This window comes from Arthrobacter glycogeni (assembly GCF_054510815.1).
The window spans coordinates 111,634-131,918 of sequence record NZ_JBTNDV010000006.1; the positions used below are offsets into that span (position 1 = coordinate 111,634).

Sequence of the window (20,285 nt, forward strand, 5' to 3'; positions counted from 1 at the left end):
AAATCAGGCGGACAGCGGGGCAGTAGAACCGGACGGGTAAGCCCGTCACAGCGGTCACGAAGTGGCAGCCGCGGGAGGATTTCCTCTCGCTGGCGGCAAGTGAGGTGGTACCGCGGGTCCAACGCGGGGTTGCAGGCTGACCCGGCTGTCTGGACACGTCCTCGCAGGTAATGAACCACACCTTGCCTACAGGATGAACAACATGCCACAGATCTACCCCAAGGCCACCAGCCTTGACAGCGCCACTGGCGCTTCCGTTTCCTCCTCAGCGTCGCTGAGTTCGTCCTCGGCGTCGCCGAGGTTTCCTGAGATCGAGGAACGCATCCTCAAGTACTGGGACGCTGATGGCACTTTCCAGGCGTCGATCGACCAGCGCCACGCCGATCTGCCCGCCGGCGAGAATGGCTCAAACGAGTTCGTCTTCTACGACGGCCCGCCGTTCGCCAACGGGCTGCCCCACTACGGTCACCTCCTGACCGGCTACGCCAAGGACCTGGTGGGCCGTTACCAAACCCAGCGCGGCCACCGGGTGGAACGCCGTTTCGGCTGGGACACCCACGGTCTGCCGGCCGAGCTGGAAGCCATGAAGCAGCTGGGCATGAGCGACAAGGCGCAGATCGAAGCCATGGGCATCGACAAATTCAACGATGCCTGCCGTTCCTCAGTGATGAAGTACGCCGGCGAATGGCAGGACTATGTCACCCGCCAGGCCCGCTGGGTGGACTTCGACAACGACTACAAGACCCTCAACATCGACTACATGGAGTCGGTCATCTGGGCCTTCAAGAACCTGTACGACAAAGGCCTCACCTACAACGGCTACCGCGTGCTGCCGTATTGCTGGAAGGACGAGACGCCGCTGTCCAACCATGAGTTGCGGATGGACGACGACGTCTACCAGGACCGCCAGGACCAGACGGTCACCGTCACGTTCCCTCTCCTTGGCGGCAGCTCGGCGCTGTCCCAGGAGCTCGCCGGAGTCCATGCACTCGCGTGGACCACCACACCCTGGACCCTGCCCACCAACGCGGCCCTCGCCGTCGGGCCGGACATCACCTATGCAGTGGTTCCCGCCGGACCGGCGCTGGCCGGCGACGAGCGGCGCTTCCTGATCGCTGCCGACCTCCTGGGCAACTATGCGAAGGACCTGGGCCACGCTTCCGCGAAAGAGGCTACTGCCGTCGTCGAGCGCACCCTGCAGGGCGCCGACCTGGCCGATCTGGGCTACGAACCACTGTGGGACTACCTCACCGACCCGGAGCAGGGCGGCTACCGAAACGCGTTCCGCTTCCTCGTGGCCGACTACGTCACGACCACCGACGGAACAGGCATCGTGCACCAGTCACCGGCCTACGGCGAGGAGGACCAGAAAATCTGTGAGGAGGCTGGCATCCAGGTCATCCTCTCCGTGGACGAAGGAGCCCGCTTCCTCCCGATGTACGGGCACGGGCCACTCGCTGACATTGTGGGACTGCAGGTCTTCGACGCCAACAAGACCATCACCCGGGTACTGAAGGACGGCGGCCGGCTGGTGCGCCAGGCCAGCTACTTGCACAGCTACCCACACTGTTGGCGGTGCCGTAACCCACTGATCTACCGTGCCGTGTCCTCCTGGTTTGTTGAGGTCACCAAGATCAAGGCCCGGATGGTGGACCTGAACCAGGGCATCAACTGGATCCCGGAGAACGTGAAGGACGGACAGTTCGGTAAGTGGTTGGCCAATGCCCGGGACTGGTCAATCAGCCGCAACCGGTACTGGGGCAGCCCCATCCCGGTCTGGCAGTCCGACGACCCCACCTATCCGCGCACCGACGTCTACGGCTCGCTCGCCGAGATCCAGGCGGACTTCGGCCGGCTGCCGTTGAACAAGGCGGGGGAGCCCGACCTGCACCGTCCGTTCATCGATGAGCTGACCCGTCCCAATCCTGACGACCCACGGTCCCCCGAGGAGGGTCAGTCCACCATGCGCCGTGTGGAGGACGTGCTGGACGTCTGGTTCGATTCCGGGTCCATGCCCTTCGCCCAGGTGCACTACCCGATGGAGAACCAGGAATGGTTTGAGTCGCACAACCCGGCTGACTTCATCGTCGAGTACATCGGCCAGACCCGCGGCTGGTTCTACATGCTGCACGTGCTGTCCACCGCCCTGTTCGACCGACCCGCGTTCCGCAACGTCATCAGCCACGGCATCGTCCTCGGCAACGACGGGCAGAAGGCATCCAAGAGCCTGGGCAACTACCCGGACGTCACCGAGGTCCTGGACCGCGACGGCGCTGACGCCATGCGCTGGTTCCTGATGTCGTCCCCCGTGCTGCGCGGCGGCAACCTGATCGTCACCGAGCAGGGCATCCGCGACGGTGTGCGGCAGGTTATCCTGCCGCTATGGAACGTCTGGCACTTCTTCAGCCTGTACACGAACGCCGCTGCCAGCGGCGCCGGGTACGAGGCGAAACCGGTGAGCCCGGAACAGGCTGAGCGCCTCGCCGAGCCACTGGACCGCTACATCCTCGCCTACACCGGAAACCTGGTGCGGGATACCACCGCAGCGCTGGATGAGTTCAACATTAGCGACGCCTGCGAGGCGCTGCGCCGCTACCTGGACACCCTGACCAACTGGTACGTGCGGCGCAGCCGGCAGCGGTTCTTCGACGAGGACACCGATGCGTTCGACGTGCTCTACACGTGCCTCGAAGCCGTGTGCCGTGCCGCGGCCCCGCTGCTGCCGCTGGTCACCGAGGAGATCTGGCGTGGACTCACCGGCGGTCGCTCGGTGCACCTGACGGACTGGCCCGAGGCAACAGCGTTCCCTGACGCTCCGGAGCTTGTCGAACATATGGAGCGCACCCGCCAGATCTGCTCCACCGGGTCCAGCCTGCGCAAGGCAGCGAATCTCCGGGTCCGGCTGCCGCTGTCCAACCTGACGGTCGTAGCGCCGTCGGCCGGTGACCTGTTGGGCCAATACCAGGGGATCATCGCTGATGAGCTGAACATCAAGACCGTTCGGCTGCTCGATGCGAAGGACGCGTCGCCCGAGGAATTCGGGATCGTGCAGCAGCTGGTGGTGAACGCCCGCGCGGCAGGACCGCGCCTCGGCAAGAACGTGCAGGCAGCGATCAAGGCCGCCAAGTCCGGCGACTGGTCGGTCTCCGCGGACGGTGCCGTGACTGCGGGAGGGTTGTCGCTGGAATCCCACGAATACATGCTCGAGACCGTTGTTGCCGACGACGGCGACAACGCCGGCAAGGCCGTGACGGTCCTGCCGGGCGGCGGTTTCCTGGTCCTCGACACCGTGGTGACCGAAGAACTTGCGGCCGAAGGCTCGGCGCGGGATGCCATCCGTGCCATCCAGCAAGCCCGGCGCGACGCGGACCTCCACATCAGCGACAGGATCATCACCACCCTGGGCGCTGCACCCGAGCTGGTCGACGCCCTGACGTCGAACGCAGCACTCATCAAAGCGGAAACGCTCACCCACGAGCTACGGGTCGTCGCCGCGGCGTCGGCAGACCGCGAGCCAGTAACCGGCGAGTTCACAGTGACAGTAGAGAGGCACCCATGAGCCAACAGATCCCCGAGCCGACGGGCTCAGAACCAGCAGCTTTCGACCAGTTTTCGGTCGAGAGCGTCTATGCGGAACTGTTGAGCCGTGCACCGGAGAACAAGATGGAGCCCCGGATGGCACCGATGCTCCGGGCCATGGAAATCCTGGGTGAACCGAACAAGGCCTACCCGATCATCCACCTCACCGGTACCAACGGTAAAACGTCCACCGCGCGGATGGTCGAAAGCATTCTTCGGGCGCACGAGCTCCGGACGGGCCGCTACACGAGCCCGCACCTGAGCAGGGTCACCGAGCGCATCAGCATCGACGGCGAACCGGTCTCCGACGAAACCTTCGTCAGGATCTGGGATGAGATCAGGCCGTTCCTGGAAATCATTGACGCCGAGCTGGAGGCGGAAGGGGACCCCCGGCTGACCTACTTCGAGAGTGTCACCATCCTCGCGTTCGCTGTCTTCGCCGACGAACCCGTCGACGTCGCCATCATCGAGGTGGGCCTGGGCGGAATCACCGACGCCACCAACGTGGGCGACGGCCAGGTGTCGGTGGTTACGCCGATCTCGCTGGACCACACTGAGCTCCTCGGCGACACCGAATACGACATTGCACTGGAGAAGTCGGGCATCATCAAACCCGGTGGCTTCCTGATCAGCGCCGCCCAACACCAGGAGGCCGCCCAGGTGCTCCTGGAACGGGCGAGGGAGGTCGGCGTCGAATTCCGTTTCGAAGGAGTGGAGTTCGGCGTCGAAACCCGGACAGTGGGGGTCGGAGGGCAGGTCCTGTCCATCAACGGCATCGCGGGCCGGTACGAAGAGCTCCTGCTGCCCCTGCACGGCGCGCATCAGGCACAGAACGCCGCCGTCGCGGTCGCGGCCGTGGAGGCGTTCATCGGTGGTGGCAGCCGGGAACTGGACGCGGCGGTAGTCCGCGAAGGGTTGCGGACCGTTACCTCCCCGGGGCGGGTTGAAGTGGTCCGCACCGCCCCCAGCATCATCGTTGACGCCGCCCACAACGCGGCCGGCGCCAAGGCGGCCGCGGCGGCCGTCAAGGAGGCCTTCGATTTCAGCCGGCTCATCCTGGTCGTGGGTGTGCTGCAGGACAAGGACGCTGGAGCCATCCTGGCGGAGCTGCACGAGGAGCTGGGCGGAATTCTCGAGGACATCTGCCTGACCCAGTCGAATTCGCCCCGCGCAATCCCCGCCGCCGACCTCCTCCAGGATGCCCTGGCGGCAGGATTCGCCGAAGAACATGTCCACATCGCCGAACGCCTCGACGACGCACTCGAATGGGCGGTCATGAAGGCCGAGGAAAACAACGACCTCGCAGGAGGCATCCTCATCACCGGTTCCATCACGGTGGTGGGGGAGGCCCGCACCCTGCTCGGCAAGTAAGGCGGGTTGACTATGGAGCACAATCGAAAGCGCCGCATGACCAAGGCGCAGCGGGAGTGGCGGCCCGGAACGCCGAAGAAGCGTCGTTCCATTAAGGTGACCTTCGCCTCGGTGGTTCTCACCCTGGAGGCCCTCGTGGTGTTGTTTGCCACCCTCGCCGCCTTTGGTCTCCTCCGCGACACCATTCCACCCGCACTGATCCTGGCGGTCGGCGTCGTCCTTGCGTTGGCGCTCGTGGGTGCGTGCGCCTTCCTCACCAAGCCCTACGGTATTGCGATCGGCTGGGCACTTCAGCTGCTGATCATTGCCACCGGGTTTATTGAGCCCACCATGTTCCTGATCGGTGTGCTGTTCGCCCTCACCTGGCTGTATGGGATCCGGACCGGCAGGCGACTCGATGCCGAGAACGTTGAGCGGGACCGCCAACAAGCCGAATGGGAACGGGCCAACCCCGAGGGCGGGTCAGAGCCCGGGGCTAATCTTTAGTAGAGTTCCACTGGCCATACCCAACACTTTGGAGGACTTCTGTGAGCGCTGAACGCACTCTTGTACTGATCAAGCCCGACGGCGTGTCCCGCGCACTGACCGGGACCATCCTGTCCCGGGTGGAAGCCAAGGGGTACACCCTCGTGGACCTGAAGCTGGTGTCCGCCACCCGTGAGGTCCTTGAAGAGCATTACGCCGAGCATCTCGGCAAGCCCTTCTTCGAACCACTTGTTGAGTTCATGCTCAGCGGGCCGATTGTCGCTGCCATCTTCGAAGGCGAACGGGTCATCGAAGGCTTCCGCTCCCTTGCCGGCGCGACCGAACCAACTGCTGCCGCACCCGGCACCATCCGCGGGGATCTCGGCCGGGACTGGGGCCTGAAGGTACAGCAGAACCTGGTCCACGGGTCCGACTCCGCCGAGTCGGCCCAGCGCGAAATGGGAATCTGGTTCTCCTGATTCCCCAGCGACGTACCGTTACCCCGGGCATCGAAAGGTGCCTCGGGTAACGGATGTTGTAGCGTAGTGCCATGACCGAATATCGCAGACTTGGTAACTCCGGCCTGAACGTTTCAGTGGTAGGGCTTGGGTGCAACAACCTGGGCCGCTCAGGGACGCCAACGGAAACCCAGCGTGGCACCAACGCGGTGATCAACGCGGCCGTCGACGCCGGGATCAATTTCTTCGATGTGGCGGACTCCTACGGTAAGACTCCCGGCCTGAGCGAGGAGATGCTGGGCAAGGCCTTGGTCAAGAACCGCGACGACGTGCTGGTCGCCACCAAGTTCGGGCTTGATCTTAAGGGCGCTAACGGGCCCGACTGGGGAGCCCGCGGGTCACGCCGCTACATCATGAAGGCCGTCGAGGCCTCGTTGCGGCGCCTGGGCACCGACTGGATCGACCTGTACCAGTTCCATGCGCCCGACCCCCTGACACCGATCGACGAGACGCTGTCCGCTCTTGATGCACTGGTCCAGAGTGGCAAGGTCAGGTACATCGGGCACTCAAACCGTGCTGGCTGGCAGATCGCCGAGGCAGAGTTTGTCGCCCAGCTCGGCCGGTACACGCCGTTTATCTCCGCCCAAAACCACTGGAACCTGCTGGAACGCAAGATCGAAGCCGAAGTAGTTCCCGCCGCCGAAGCCTACGGGATCGGTGTGTTGCCCTTCTTCCCGTTAGCCAACGGGCTGCTGACCGGCAAATACACCGCCTCGAAGGTTCCTGCGGGTAGCAGGCTCACCCATTCCCGCACCAACCTGCTTGACGGTGCCGACTGGAACCAGCTGGCCGATTTCCGTGCGTTCGCCCGGGCCCGCGACCTGACCGAACTGCAGGTGGCGTTCTCCTGGTTGGCGGCCCAACCGTCGGTGGCATCGGTGATTGCGGGGGCTACCAAGCCGGAACAGGTCCAGCAGAACGCCGACGCGGTGTGCTGGGTGCCCTCCGAAACGGAGCTCCAGGAACTCGACCGAATCTTCCCCCGGACAGCGGGCTAGAGTTCCGGTCGAGTACAGGCGCCCGGAACGCTTCTCTTCCGAGCCACAGTCCTCGTTAGCTTTTCCCTCGTCAACGACGGCGACCGGGTCCATCGGGTGAAATCCGAGTGGAATGGTGCCGTCTCGTATCCAGCTACCGCAGACCATTCTCCCGAGCGGTCGTTCAAAGCGCCCCCATAGCTGAGTGGCTACTCAAACGGACAAGACAGGAATGATCAAGCGCTTCGGGTCAGCACGTGGAAGGAACCCCCGAAGTGCCCCACGGCGTCGAGGTCGGCCGCAGGTAACGGCCGCGAAATGAGATAGCCCTGGGCCGTGTCGCATCCGAGTTCTCTCAGGACATCCAGTTGCGCCTCCCGTTCCACACCTTCCGCCGTCGTTCTCAGGCCAATGGCCCTGGCGGGGGTGATGACGCCTGCCACGAGAATTGCAGAGATGGGATCCGTATCGATGGTGTCAATCAGGGACTTGTCCAGCTTTAGTCCGGTCAGGGGAAGTTCCCGCAGCAGGGCGAGGGAAGAGTAGGCGGTTCCGTAGTCGTCCAGTGCCACCCCAATGCCGGAATCGATCAGTGTCCGCAGTTGTGCGGCCGCGGAGGGGATGTCGGCGATGGGGGCACTTTCAGTGATTTCGATGTTCAGCAGTGTTGGTGGAATCCCATGCCGCCGCACCGATTCGTTGAGATCGGTGATCAGGCTGCCAGCGGCCAACTGCAGTGGTAAAACGTTGACGGAAATCGCTCGCGGTGTGCCGCTGTCCGCCCAGAGCCGGGCCTGGGCGCAGGCCTGATCGATGACCCACCGGCCTATCGCGTGAATCTCGCCTGTGTGTTCGGCGATGGGGATGAACTGGTCGGGTGAGACAGCGCAGAGGTCGGGGTCTCTCCAGCGAAGTAGTGCCTCGACGGCGTGACATGAACCGGTCAGAACATCCATTAGCGGCTGGTAATGGAGACTGAACTCTTTGTTATTCAAGGCGTGTGGCAGACGACGACGAATGAGGGCTTGGCGTGCGAAACGGGTGGCAGGCTGCGAGGGATCGATTCGACCCAGTTGGCGTTTACCTTCACGTTTGGCTTGAAGCATCGCCGTGTCCGCATGACGGAGGAGGTACTCGAGGCGTGTTTCAGGGTCTAGCCCGTCAGCGTCGCTTCCCATGGCCAGCCCGACCGTAGCGGACAGGCGGAGGTCGTGTCCGTCGTAGCTGAAGGGGGCGCTAAAGGACTGCAGAATCCGGTGTGCGACGTCGCGCGCCTCGATCTCACCGACGTCCTGTAGCAGCACCGCGAATTCGTCCCCGCCTAGTCGGACAACCGTGGCCGAGGGCGTGGTGGACGCCTGGAGCCTGCCGGCGAATGCGGCGAGCACGCTGTCTCCGGCCCGGTGCCCGAAGGTGTCGTTAACGACCTTAAAGTCATCCAGGTCGACATAGAGCGCCGCGATCCTGAGTGGGTCATGTCCGGTGAGAAGGGTCGGCCCGAGTTCGTCAAGGCATAACCTGTTCGCGAGACCTGTCAACGGATCGTGGTGGGCGGCATGCCGAAAGACGTGGGAAAGCGCCTCAAAGACCTCCGACACTGGGACGATGCGCGGAACCGTGGCAGTAACCAGCAGATCGTGGTACCGGTACTCCTCTGGCCGCTCCAGCAACGCGGCCGCGGCAGCACGAAGATCCAGTGAGGGAGGAAGGCTGAAGGATGCTCGGGGAAGCAATGCTGCTGCCGTCGCTCGTGTGTTCAGGGCCCGCCCAAATCCAAGCCGCCCGGTCATCTGATCATCAACCTGGTCTCGGGTCAGGACAAACTGATTGCCCTCGACGTCCACGACGACGGCGCGAAGCCCCCGGTCGGATCGAAACGCGGCCTCAATTTCACTTGAGGGAGTGCTGCCCGGTAGCACTAAAGCTTCGAAACCCAGATCACCCAGCGTGGTCGGAGTCAGGTGAGGTGCATTGGGAGGAAGACTGGCTGCAGGGTTCACCTGTCCTTGGTATCAGTCGAAAGCAAACGGAACCTGAACACTCAAGAAGTCTTCGAACGCCGGCGCTGGGTGCCGAGTCGCCGGATGTCGCAGGAAATGGGTGCTGGCCTGACGGTGGGCCTCACAACCGCTGCCATTGCCGTACGCATTGTTATCGCACCCCAGGCTGTGGTGACGGTTCTTCTGGTTGCCGCGGTACTCGGGTACGCCGCGACTGTTGTCCTGTTTGGTCACGTATGGAGCCGTGGCAGCCACCAGCCCTGGGCGGTGTGGGTCAGCACTGGCTCCCTGGGCCTGGCAGGGCTGCTGGTGGTCACCTCCATGGCATCATTCGGACAGGGGATCGCGGTGGCCAACAATGGTGAGCCGTCATCGATGATCGACACGCTTCTTCTTGTCAGCACGGTAGGGGTACCGGTCTTCGCCATCGTCGGCCCTTTTCGCGTTGCCGATCTCGCGCCGTCCGGATCCGTTTCCGGCGCCACCTATCTTGGGAGGAGGGGCGATAGTTAGTGCTCCCCCGGAGAAAGTAGCCCAGTTTCGTAGGCGGTGATGACGAGCTGGGCGCGGTCGTGGGCGTGCAGCTTGGTCATCACCCGGTTGATGTGGGTTTTCGCCGTGTGCGGTGAGATGACCAGCTGGTCGGCGATGTCCTGGTTCGAACGTCCGCCGGCAACCAGCAGCAGCACTTCGCGCTCCCGGTCGGTCAGATGCCGGAGCTCCGGCGGCACTGGTGTTGTAGTACCAGTGCCGGCAACGGGTGTTGGGGGGAGCACATAGCGGGTGATGAGGTTGCGGGTGGCAGTCGGTGACAACAGGGAATCGCCTGCGTGTACAGCGAGGACTGCCCGAGCGATTTCCTCCGGCTCCGACCCCTTGCCGATGAAACCACTGGCCCCGGCGCGAAGGGCGGCAATGAGGTATTCGTCCTCCTCAAAGGTGGTCAGGATGAGTACCCGGGTCTCGGTCAGATCGGGGTTTGAGCAGATGGCAGCGGTGGCGCCGATCCCATCGAGTTCCGGCATCCGAATGTCCATCAGCACGACGTCGGGCCGGAGCTCCAGCGCCAGAGTGACCGCTGTGGCCCCGTTGACTGCCTCACCAAGCACAGTGATATCGGGCTCGGACGAGAGGATGTCGGTGACCGCCTGGCGGATCAGAGCCTGATCGTCGACGACGAGCACTGTGGTCAAGAGGGTTCCTCGTGGTGAGGGGCAGTGTCGCCAAGACGCGCCAGCCGTCAGGGGTGCTCCCGGCCTGGACAGTCCCGCGGACAGCGGCGACACGTTCACTGATCCCCAGCAGTCCGTGACCTCCGGGAGGTGATTGGTCGTCATGAAGTGGGGCTACGTCGGGGTGAACCGGATTAGTGACAATGATTGTCACATCGGCTTTTGTGACGACGATCAGGACGTGCGCGCGGTGCTCCGAGCCGTGCTTGTGCGCATTGGTCAGGCCCTCCTGGATCACGCGGTAGGCCACCAGCCCGGTGGCGCTGCCTACTCGCGACAGCTGACCATCGACTCGGGTGGTGCTGACAAGTCCCACAGTAGAGAACTGGGCCAGAAGATCATCAAGCCGATCAAGCCCGGGCTGCGGGATGTTCGCGTCTTCGTTGCGGTCGTCGGTGCGGAGTACCTCAAGAAGTGTCCCAATTTCGCTCAGCACCGTTCGAGACGCACTGCGGATGGTCCCGAGTGCCTCGCGGGCCCGCTCGGGACGGGTTTCGAGTGCCGACGAGGCGACACCGGCGTTGAGACTAATCACCGAGATCTGATGGGCGACGGCGTCGTGCAGGTCGCGGGCGATCCGCAGCCGCTCCTCCGCCACGCGGCGGCTGGCCTCCGCGTCCCGTGTCTGTTCGGCTCGTTCCGCTCTCTCGGTCATGGCCGTGATGTACTCCTGCCGTGACCGCGAGGCATCTCCAGCCGCCGAGGCGAAAGCGATCATGAAGGCAAACTGGAGGACTGGTGGTTCACCGATGTTCCCGACGGAAGCGAACTGACTGAAGAGGACGACGGCGGGCAGGGTGGCAAACGCCACGATCAGGGTAATTGGTCGGGTGGTTGTGCTGGCGACCCCGAAGATCGCGATAGCGGCGGCGACAACTATGCCCGGCGAGAGGGTGCCGGCGAGGCACGCCGCACCGTAGAGCGCGACGACTGCAACCAACACCGGAACAGGCCACCGGCGTCTCAGAGGCAACACGAGGGCCGGGGCGATGACCAGAACGGTTGCCAGTCCGCTTCCCGGGCGGAATTCTGACCCCGGAAACGGGGCGAACGCTGCGGCGATGATGAGCAAAGCTGCACCGAGATCGCCCACCCAAAACGGTGGACGACGGGGTGGACGGCGCCGTTCAGGCGGCCACTCCTTTGCGTCGGTCATTCCTTCAGTATGCCGGGAATCTACTCAGGGCGACTCAACCCCACGGAGTACCCGACCTACCGCGGTCAGGGTACGCCAGGTGTCCGCAGTTGGGGGACGCGTCGGTTGTTTCCGGTGGGGACACTGGAAGGGTCAAGGAAACGCCTGGATCTGGTGAGGAGAACCACTGATGATACCGATCATGTCGGTCAAGGACGTGAGTAAATCGTACGGGCGCGGACAAAACCGCTTCGATGCTCTTAGGGGCGTGAGCCTGGACGTCTTCGAAGGCGAAAGCGTGGCGATTGTCGGCAAAAGCGGATCGGGTAAGTCGACGTTGATGCATGTGCTTGCCCTGCTTGACGTTCCGAGCTCCGGCGCGGTGGAACTCGAGGGCATCGATACCAGCACCCTCCGGGGCAGCCAGCTGGACCGGACACGTAATAGGATCTTCGGATTCGTCTTCCAGCAGTTCTTCCTGACAGCCAACGCTTCGGTCCTGGAGAACGTGGTGCTGCCCCTGAAGATTGCCGGTGCCGGTCGCGTGGAACGGCGGCGACGGGCGATGGCAGTGTTGGAGCAACTGGAGCTCGCTGACAAGGCGACCAGTAAGGCGGCCACCCTGTCGGGTGGCCAGAAACAGCGGGCAGTGATCGCCCGTGCCCTGGTGAACACTCCCCGCATCATCTTCGCCGATGAGCCGACGGGCAATCTCGATACCGGCACTGGCGCGGTGGTCGAAGACATGCTGCTTACCCTCAACCGCGAGAACGGTATCACCCTGGTCGTGGTGACCCATGACGAGGACTTGGCAGCGAGGTGCGACCGCCGCATCCTCATCCGCGATGGCCAGTTGGTCAACAGGTCGGAAGCGGTGGCGGCATGAGGATCGTGGACCTGGTCGGAACCGCTGTGTCGAGCACTTTCCGGTCGAAGACCCGGACCATCCTGACGATCCTCGCGATCTTCGTCGGTGCGTTCACGCTGACTCTCACGAACGGCCTGGGTACCGGCATCAACTCCTACATCGACGACACCGTCTCGGGCGTGGGTGCCTCCGACACCATGACAGTCACGAAACCATCAGATGCCGGCTCCCCCTTCGGCGCCGCTGACTCGGGTCCGACCGAGTACAACCCGGACTCCATCGAAAGCGCCCAGCCGGGTCCTCCCGGTGCCACAGTGGTGGCCCTGAACCCGGATGACCTTGAGGGGCTGGCGGGGATAGCCGGAGTGCTCGACGTCGAGGCCACCAAGGCAATCTCCGCCGACTACATTCAGGCCGGCGACGGGACCAGATATGTTGTCGGCATCGGCGGTCTGGTCGCCGGCCAGACGCTCAATCTCCTCGCCGGCGTCGAGCCGTCCACCAGTGGGAGCGAGTTCCAGTTCGCGCTGCCTGCCTCCTATGTGGAGGCGCTCGGATTTACAGGCAACGACGACGCCGTCGGGCAGACCGTCACGATCGCCCTGACCGATTCGCTGCGCACCCAGCACGTGATCGAAGCGACGGTCAGCGGCGTAGCTGAGGAGAGTATCGCCTCGCCAGCGGGGCCCGCGATTGTGCCGAATGATTCACTGACCGAGGAACTGTTTCAGACGCAAAAGATCGGGGTGCCTGCGGGTCAGGCGGAGCTGTATGCCCAGGCAACGGTCTGGTTCGACCCGGCCGCAAGCGAGGAGCAGATCGCCGACCTGAAAACAGTTCTTGCGGATGCGGGCTATACGGGCGCTACGGCCGCCGACCAGTTGGGAACAGTCAAGACGGTGATCGATGGGATAGTGCTCGTTTTGAATGCCTTCGCAGTCATCGCGCTGCTGGCGGCCAGCTGCGGGATCGTCAATACACTTCTTACGTCGGTGCAGGAACGCACCCGTGAGATCGGGTTGATGAAGGCCATGGGGATGGGCAGCGGCAAGGTGTTCGGTCTTTTCAGCCTTGAGGCAGCCTTCATCGGATTCCTCGGCAGCGCGATCGGAGCCGCGGGAGCGATTCTCGCGGGGATAGGTATCAGCGCTGCTCTCGCCGGCTCGCTGCTGGCCGACCTGCCCGGGCTCACTCTGATCGCATTCGACCCGCTGTCCATCGGGGTCATCATCCTGATGGTGATGGGCATTGCGTTGCTCGCGGGCACCCTGCCCGCAGCACGGGCAGCGAAAGCCGATCCGGTAGAATCGCTGCGGTACGAATAGACCCGGTAAGGTCCGCCTTGGAACGACAACGACCCGCCGTCGGCATCTGACAGGTGCGGACGCCGGGTCGTTTGGTGGTGGGGGTGTCGTGCCAGCCCGGCTAGTGGAAGGTCTTCCCGTTGACCCGCTCGGAGGCCCCCACCCGATCCAGGTACGGGGTGATGCCGCCGAGGTGGAATGGCCAGCCAGCACCCAGGATGACGCACAGGTCAATATCTTCGGGAGCAGCAACCACACCCTCAGCAAGCATCCGGCCAATCTCATCAGCAAGCGCATCCTGGGTCCGGCGCAGCACCTCGGCGCTGTCTGACGCCGAATCTCCGCGCGACATCAACGCCAGAGTTGACGGCGGAACCGTCTCAGCGCCGTCGTCCCCCTTCACCCAGAGGCCCTTGATCCCCGCGTCGATCAGTTTCTGCTGGTTCCCTGAAACGTGGAAACGGTCGCCGAACGCAGCATGCAGGGACTCCTGCACATGCTGGCCGACCGGCAGGCCCACCAGGGCTAGCAGCCTGAACGGAGTCATCGGCAACCCCATCGGGCGCAGCGCATCATCGGCGGTCGCCGCATCGGTGCCCTCGTCGAAGACAGCAGTGATCTCACCGAACATCCGGCCAAGAATCCGGTTCACCACAAACGCTGTCGCATCCTGGACCAGCACCGCAGATTTCTTCAGTTCCTTGGCCAGTGCAAAGGCCGTCGCCAGGACGGCGTCGTCGGTGTGCGGAGCCTTGACAATCTCCAGCAGTGGCATCGCAGCCACCGGGTTAAAGAAGTGGAACCCCACCACCCGCTCCGGGTGGCCCAGGTCCGCCGCCATCTCAGTGACGGACAGCGAGGAGGTGTTGGTGGCGAGAATGCACTCGGACGACACCACAGCTTCCACCTCGGCGAAGACAGTCTTCTTGACGCCCAGCTCCTCAAAGACGGCCTCGATGACGAAGTCCGCATCGGCGAACGCCTCCTTGGAGACCGACCCGGTGACCAGCGCCTTCGTGCGGTTTGCCGCATCGGCAGAGAGCCGCTGCTTTGACAGCAGCTTGTCCACCTCGGCATGAACATAGGCCACGCCCTTATCGACGCGCTGCTGGTCGATGTCGGTGAGGACCACCGGGACCTTGAGCTGACGGGCGAACAGCAGAGCGAGTTGTCCGGCCATCAAGCCTGCGCCAACGACGCCGACCTTCGTCACCTTGCGCGCCAGTTTGCGGTCGGGTGCGCCGGCCGGGCGCTTGGCCCGCTTCTGAACCAGATCCAGGAAGGCGTAGACGGTCGAGTGGAACTCTGGGGTCTGCATGAGCTCGGTCAGTGCCGCGCACTCGGCGGCGGCTGACTCTTCGCCGGTGAAGCTCTTCCCGGCCTCAAACAGGTCCAGCACCCTACCCGGTGCTGGTGCAGCGTTGGAGGTCTTGGCAGCAACGAAGGCACGCCCCGCGGCGGCCGCCGCATCCCAGTCGCCGTCCGTGTACGTGGCAGGGCCGGCGCGGCGGGTATGAACAGCCGACGGGTCGTTGAGCACCTCGGCCGCCCAGGCGAGTGATTGCTCAAGGAAGTCGGCCGGCTCGAGCAGGACATCGGCGATGCCCATCCCGAAAGCGGCCCGCCCGTCGAGCATCCGGTTATTGCTCAGTGGGTTCTCAATCATGACCTTCACCGCCGCGGCGGGTCCAATCAGGCGCGGAAGTCGGTAGACCCCACCCCAGCCCGGAACCAGGCCGATGAAGGCTTCGGGCAGACCAATGCCCTTGGCCCCGGTGGAAATGGTGCGGTAGTCGGCTGCAAGGGCAACCTCCAGGCCGCCACCGAGTGCCACACCGTTGATGAAGGCGAAGCTGGGGACGCCCAGAGTGCCGAGCAGGTTGTAGGCTTCGTGGCCCAGTTCGGCCATCAGCCGGCCGTAGTGGGCAGCCCTGAGCGACTTGACCGCCGACAGGTCGGCGCCGGCCACCAGGAAGTGTGGTTTTCCGGTGATGCCCACGGCGGCCAGTTCGCCGTTCGCGGCGCGGGCTTTGAGCCCCTCAAGGACCCGGCCCAGCCCGATCAGCGTGTTCGGGCCGAGGGTGGTGGGTTTGGTGTGGTCCAGCCCGTTATCCAGGGTGATGAGGGCGAGGATACCGGCGTCGTGGGCTAGCGGAATGTCCTGAACGTAGGAGTGGGTGATCACCTCGTCAGGGACCAGCGCTGCGAGTTCTTCATAACGGTCAAAGCTCATGCTGCGTCCTCCGCTGCGGTCGACGAGTAGTCGGGGTGGTGGGGGTTCTCCCAGATGACGGTGGCACCCATGCCCAGGCCGATGCACATGGTGGTCATGCCGTACCGCACCGATGGGTCCTCGTCGAACTGGCGGGCAAGCTGCAGCATCAGCCGCACACCCGAGGAGGCCAGCGGATGCCCGACGGCGATGGCGCCACCGTAACGGTTGACGCGGGGATCGTCGTCGGCGATGCCGAAGTGGTCCAGGAACGAGAGCACCTGGACGGCGAACGCCTCGTTGATTTCAAACAAGCCAATGTCGTCGATGGACAGACCGGCCTGCCGCAGTGCCTTCTCCGTGGCGGGAACCGGGCCGATCCCCATCACCTCAGGCTCGACGCCGGCGAAAGCGTAGGCGACCAGGCGCATTTTGGCAGGCAAACCCAGCTCCGCCGCGGCATCCGAAGAGGCGAGCAACGCGGCCGTGGCGCCGTCGTTCAGCCCGGCAGCGTTGCCAGCGGTGACCCGGCCGTGGGAACGGAAGGGGGTGCGCAGTGCGGCAAGGTCCTCGGTGGTAGTGCCGGGGCGGGGCGGTTCGTCGACGGTGTTGACGGTCCAGCCTGTGCCGTCCTTCCGGGAGGCGACGGGAACCAGATCAGGCTGGATCTGGCCGCTGGCGTAGGCGGCTGCAAGCTTCGTCTGACTGGCAACGGCGTACGCGTCGGCGCGGTCCTTGGTGATGGCGGGGAAGCGGTCGTGCAGGTTCTCAGCCGTGTTGCCCATGTTTAGGGCGGCAGGGTCAACCAGCCGCTCGGACATGAATCGGGGATTCGGGTCGGTGTCAGCGCCCATCGGGTGGTTACCCATGTGCTCGACGCCGCCAGCGATCACCACGTCGTAGGCGCCAAACGCGATGCCCGACGCCGTCGTCGTCACCGCGGTCATGGCGCCGGCGCACATCCGGTCGATAGCGAAGCCGGGGACCGAACGGGGGAGACCTGCCAGGAGGGCGGCGGTCCGCCCGATGGTGAGGCCCTGGTCCCCGGTCTGAGTGGTGGCGGCGATGGCGACGTCGTCAATCCGCTCTGGAGGAAGCGTGGGGTTGCGACGCATCAGGTCGCGGATGCACTTCACCACCAGGTCGTCTGCACGGACGCCCGCGTAGATGCCCTTTTCGCCGGCTTTGCCGAACGGAGTCCGGACGCCGTCGACAAAAACGACGTCCCTGATCCGGCGGCCTGCACCGGTCTGTGCTGGCACTGTAGTGGTGCTCACCTGTTGCTCCTCATTGAATCTTTGTTCGATCTGAGATGACGATTCGACCCTATGTTACTAGCGGGTAACTTAGGCCGCAAGGACGGCAGGGAGAGACAGCCATTGTTGAGCCCGCTCTAGCTGGAGGAGTTGGCGGTTCTGGCGACTTTCTCGGGCAGGGGATCGGGATCAAGGAAGGCCACGGTCAGCACTGCTGCGGTCGTCTCGACCTGCCACGGGCGGGCGCCCAGGTCCGCAAGCGCCGCGCTGAGCGACTCGAGGGTGATTTCGGCTGGCGGCCGCCAGGCCACTCGCCGCAGATAATCCGGCGTCAGCAAATTCTCGATCGGCAGATTCAGGGACTCTGCGATGGCTGCCAGCCGGGGGCGTGCGGTTGCCAGTCGCGCCGCAGCCTCGGGATCCTTGTCGGCCCAGACCCGCGGTGGCGGCGGTGAGTTAGTGGGAAGCTGGAGTTCGGGCAGCTCCGTTTGTGATCGGGCGTCGCTGATGCAGCGCAGCCAGCGCGGCGCCTCACGTGCCGCGGCGCGGCCATGAAACCCGCTGGTGCCCAGGAGTTGGGGAACTGTCGCTGGCATGGCCTTGGCGGCCGCGAGGATTGCCGAATCGGGGATCAGCCTGCCGGGGGCAATGTCCCGGTTCTTCGCCAAATCCTCCCGTTCCAACCACAGCTGACGCACCGCCGCCAGCTGGCGGCGGTCACGGATCTGATGCAGCCCCGAATTCCTACGCCAGGGATCGACGCGCGGCTCGGCGGGCGGGGTGTTGCGGATGTGCTCGAACTCCTGCTCGGCGAAGTCGAGCTTGCCCTCTCGGGCCAGGAGGTCGATCAGTTCGCTGCGCAGTTCGGTGAGCACTTCGACGTCGAGCGCCGCATAGCGTAGCCATGGCTCGGGGAGAGGGCGTCGGGACCAGTCGGCCGCAGAATGTTCCTTGGCGAGAGTGTAGCCCAGCAGACTTTCGATGACCGCTGCCAGTCCCACCCGGGGCAGCCCCGCAATGCGTGCCGCGAGTTCGGTGTCGAACAAGCGGTCGGGCCACATGCCTAGCTCTGAGAGGCAGGGGAGGTCCTGGGTCGCTGCGTGAAGGATCCATTCGACACCCTGCAGCGCCTCATCGATGATGCGCAGGTCAGTGAAGGGCTCAGGGTCGATCAGCCAGGTGCCGGATCCTTCACGGCGGATCTGCACCAAAAACGCGCGTTGCCCGTAGCGGAACCCTGAAGCCCGCTCTGCATCGACTCCGGCCGGGCCGGTTCCCCGCGCCAAAGCCCGCGCCGCTCGTTCGAGGCCGGCCTGGGTGTCGATGACCAGCGGCACCCCGTCTTTGGGTTCTTTGAGGAGCGGGAGAGGCTCCGCGACGTCCGGCAGGGGTGCGTCACTACCTGGAATGGGATCGTCAGTGGGCTCAGAAGTCTGCGAGGTCATGATTGATCCAGTCTAGCCGCGCGGTTTGGGCGGCCGTGCCAGCATCTCGCCGAGCTTCGGATGGGTCATCGGTGCGTTGGCGCTAGTTTCTGCGCCGGTTTGGCAGCGACACCACACCGTCCGGGAGCGGTGGCAGGCCCGCGAAGGTGCAGACCATGTCAGCCCAGGCCTCAAGATGATTCGCCACCATCGATGAGTCAGGAGTCCAAGAGGCACGCAGCTCGATGTCGATGCTGTCCGGTCTGTCGGTCAGGGTCCCGTAGCTTTCCGACAGGATTCGGGTGGCTGTCCCGCCCGCGGATCCGTACTCGGCACCGTGGTTCTGGAGGGCTTCCACCAGCCAGGTCCACGCGACCGAGCCCAGGAGCGAGTCGTTGCCCATCTCGGGTTCGAGTTGCGCCCGAATGTAGGTGACAATCCGAAAGGTGCCGTCCCATAGCTCAGAACCGTTCGGGTCATGAAGGAGGATGAACCGCCCTGTCGCCAATTCTTCCTGCTCTGTTCCAGCGAATGCGGCTCTCGATGGTCCGTGTACCGGAAGTCGTTGCGGTCCCGCCTGGAAGACCTCCGCGCCCAGGGCCACTGCATACGGGGCTAGCCGCGAGGGGGCTGGAATTTCGTCAAGCCGGATCTCGCTGCGGCAGTTCGCCTGCCGGAGTTCCGTCAGGGCTGACCGGAAGTCACGGGGCATCGTGGTTAGATCGCCAATTGCGCTCACTCACGAAGGCTATGGCATGCAGCCCTTCGCGTCGGGCAGGCTCGCCGGTGGAGGAAGCCAGATGGGGCCAGCGGGGTGGAGCGATCCGGATGGTGGGCGGGGGCGGGGGCGCCCTAGCTCTGGTCCCCGCTGGCCGCTGTCTCTCTGCGGATTGCGGCAGCGAAGGCGTCCACGTCCTCGGCGGTCGTGTCGAAGGAGCACATCCAGCGCACCTCGCCGGTGACGACATCCCAGTCGTAAAACGTGAACTCTTCGCGGACCCGGTCTGCTGCGTCTCGGGGGAGTACCGCGAAGACTGCATTGGCTGCTGTCTGCTGCGTGAGCTGCACCCCGGGAATTTCGCTGACCAGCGCCGTGAGGCGGGCCGCCATTGCATTGGAGTGGGCTGCTGAGCGTAACCACAGCCCGTCCTCCAGCAGTGCGATCAGCTGGGCCGAGATGAAGCGCATTTTGGAGGCGAGTTGCATGTTCATTTTGCGGAGGTAGGTCAGCCCGGTGGACGCCTGAGGGTTTAGGACCACAATGCATTCCCCGAACAGGAGTCCGTTCTTGGTCCCACCGAAGGTGAGTATGTCGACGCCGGCGTCCCGGGTAAAGGCCCTCAACGGCAGGTTCAGGGCCGCCGCAGCATTGGCAATCCGTGCACCATCCAGGTGCAGGTGCATGCCACGGGCGTGCACGTGATCGGCGATCGCCCTGATCTCTTCAACCGTGTAAAGGGTTCCCAGCTCGGTGGTCTGCGTGATGGACACAACCAGGGGCTGCGCCCGGTGCTCGTCGCCCCAGCCCCAGGCTTCACTGTCGATCAGCTCCGGGGTGAGTTTGCCGTCGGGGGTGGGGACTGCAAGGAGCTTGATCCCGCCGATACGCTCGGGCGCCCCGTTCTCGTCCTTATTGATATGAGCGGTCTGGGCGCAGATGACAGCACCCCATCGCGGCAGCAGGGACTGCAGGCTGAGGACGTTGGCGCCAGTTCCGTTGAAAACGGGAAACACTTCGGTGCCCGGGCCAAAGTGTTCCCGCATGATTTCCTGGAGGCGCTGGGTGTACACGTCGTCGCCGTAGGCGGTCTGGTGGCCGCCGTTCGCGGCGGCCAGAGCAGCGAGGACTTCGGGGTGAACACCCGAGTAGTTATCCGACGCGAAGCCGCGAACGTGGGGGTTGTGAAGGGAGGCAGAGGGCGCAATTGTTTCAGTCACGTCTCA

The 20,285-nt window shown here is 64.4% G+C and carries 16 protein-coding genes; 8 read left to right on the forward strand and 8 right to left on the reverse strand.

Going from position 1 to position 20,285, the window contains the following annotated elements; genetic code table 11:
* The first annotated feature begins 193 nt into the window (after positions 1-193).
* The 5 genes from ileS (at position 194) to ACX80G_RS08460 (ending at position 6,931) form a co-directional block, all read left to right on the forward strand.
* Positions 194-3,559 (forward strand): isoleucine--tRNA ligase, encoded by a 3,366-nt coding sequence (gene ileS / locus ACX80G_RS08440; protein ID WP_459307197.1) that lies wholly within the window; start codon positions 194-196, stop codon positions 3,557-3,559.
* Positions 3,556-4,950: a bifunctional folylpolyglutamate synthase/dihydrofolate synthase gene (locus ACX80G_RS08445; RefSeq protein WP_459307198.1), complete on the forward strand. Its 1,395-nt coding sequence runs from the start codon at positions 3,556-3,558 to the stop codon at positions 4,948-4,950. Before ileS ends, ACX80G_RS08445 begins: the two co-directional genes overlap by 4 nt.
* A 12-nt stretch (positions 4,951-4,962) precedes the next feature.
* Entirely contained in the window at positions 4,963-5,436 is a 474-nt protein-coding gene (locus ACX80G_RS08450; RefSeq protein ID WP_459307199.1) for a DUF4233 domain-containing protein, read from the forward strand.
* A 41-nt stretch (positions 5,437-5,477) separates the two neighbouring features.
* Entirely contained in the window at positions 5,478-5,894 is a 417-nt protein-coding gene (gene ndk, locus ACX80G_RS08455; RefSeq protein ID WP_459307200.1) for a nucleoside-diphosphate kinase, read from the forward strand.
* 71 nt (positions 5,895-5,965) lie between these two features.
* Complete coding sequence (locus ACX80G_RS08460) at positions 5,966-6,931, forward strand: aldo/keto reductase (protein WP_459307201.1); 966 nt, start codon at positions 5,966-5,968, stop codon at positions 6,929-6,931.
* 215 nt (positions 6,932-7,146) lie between these two features.
* Here ACX80G_RS08460 and ACX80G_RS08465 read toward each other — a convergent pair whose 3' ends face one another.
* Positions 7,147-8,910, reverse strand: a complete 1,764-nt coding sequence (locus tag ACX80G_RS08465; protein ID WP_459307202.1) for a putative bifunctional diguanylate cyclase/phosphodiesterase — start codon at positions 8,908-8,910, stop codon at positions 7,147-7,149.
* An 84-nt stretch (positions 8,911-8,994) separates the two neighbouring features.
* Here ACX80G_RS08465 and ACX80G_RS08470 point away from each other — a divergent pair, with 84 nt between their 5' ends.
* Positions 8,995-9,423 carry a hypothetical protein gene (locus tag ACX80G_RS08470; RefSeq protein WP_459307203.1) on the forward strand — a complete coding sequence of 143 codons (429 nt, stop codon included), beginning with the start codon at positions 8,995-8,997 and terminating at the stop codon, positions 9,421-9,423.
* On the opposite strand, the gene ACX80G_RS08475 is transcribed toward ACX80G_RS08470, so the two are convergent.
* Positions 9,420-10,103, reverse strand: a complete 684-nt coding sequence (locus ACX80G_RS08475) for a response regulator transcription factor (RefSeq protein WP_459307204.1) — start codon at positions 10,101-10,103, stop codon at positions 9,420-9,422. The two genes, ACX80G_RS08470 and ACX80G_RS08475, sit on opposite strands and share 4 nt — an antisense overlap.
* Complete coding sequence (locus ACX80G_RS08480) at positions 10,009-11,298, reverse strand: sensor histidine kinase (RefSeq protein WP_459307205.1); 1,290 nt, start codon at positions 11,296-11,298, stop codon at positions 10,009-10,011. The genes ACX80G_RS08475 and ACX80G_RS08480 overlap by 95 nt, the downstream gene beginning before the upstream one ends.
* A gap of 196 nt (positions 11,299-11,494) precedes the next feature.
* Between ACX80G_RS08480 and ACX80G_RS08485 the strand changes: the two genes are divergently transcribed.
* Both ACX80G_RS08485 and ACX80G_RS08490 read left to right on the forward strand, forming a co-directional pair.
* Positions 11,495-12,163 carry an ABC transporter ATP-binding protein gene (locus ACX80G_RS08485; protein WP_459307206.1) on the forward strand — a complete coding sequence of 223 codons (669 nt, stop codon included), beginning with the start codon at positions 11,495-11,497 and terminating at the stop codon, positions 12,161-12,163.
* A complete protein-coding gene (locus tag ACX80G_RS08490; RefSeq protein ID WP_459307207.1) occupies positions 12,160-13,470 on the forward strand; it encodes an ABC transporter permease in 1,311 nt (436 codons plus the stop codon). Before ACX80G_RS08485 ends, ACX80G_RS08490 begins: the two co-directional genes overlap by 4 nt.
* Before the next feature lie 100 nt (positions 13,471-13,570).
* Here ACX80G_RS08490 and ACX80G_RS08495 read toward each other — a convergent pair whose 3' ends face one another.
* From ACX80G_RS08495 to ACX80G_RS08515, 5 genes are all read right to left on the reverse strand, one after another.
* Complete coding sequence (locus tag ACX80G_RS08495; RefSeq protein WP_459307208.1) at positions 13,571-15,682, reverse strand: 3-hydroxyacyl-CoA dehydrogenase NAD-binding domain-containing protein; 2,112 nt, start codon at positions 15,680-15,682, stop codon at positions 13,571-13,573.
* Positions 15,679-16,938, reverse strand: a complete 1,260-nt coding sequence (locus ACX80G_RS08500) for a thiolase family protein (RefSeq protein ID WP_459307209.1) — start codon at positions 16,936-16,938, stop codon at positions 15,679-15,681. Before ACX80G_RS08500 ends, ACX80G_RS08495 begins: the two co-directional genes overlap by 4 nt.
* A 116-nt stretch (positions 16,939-17,054) precedes the next feature.
* Positions 17,055-18,362, reverse strand: a complete 1,308-nt coding sequence (locus tag ACX80G_RS08505; protein WP_459307210.1) for an HRDC domain-containing protein — start codon at positions 18,360-18,362, stop codon at positions 17,055-17,057.
* Between the two features lie 82 nt (positions 18,363-18,444).
* Positions 18,445-19,053, reverse strand: a complete 609-nt coding sequence (locus ACX80G_RS08510; RefSeq protein WP_459307271.1) for a DUF3000 domain-containing protein — start codon at positions 19,051-19,053, stop codon at positions 18,445-18,447.
* A gap of 140 nt (positions 19,054-19,193) precedes the next feature.
* Complete coding sequence (locus ACX80G_RS08515) at positions 19,194-20,279, reverse strand: threonine aldolase family protein (protein WP_459307211.1); 1,086 nt, start codon at positions 20,277-20,279, stop codon at positions 19,194-19,196.
* Positions 20,280-20,285 lie beyond the last annotated feature (6 nt).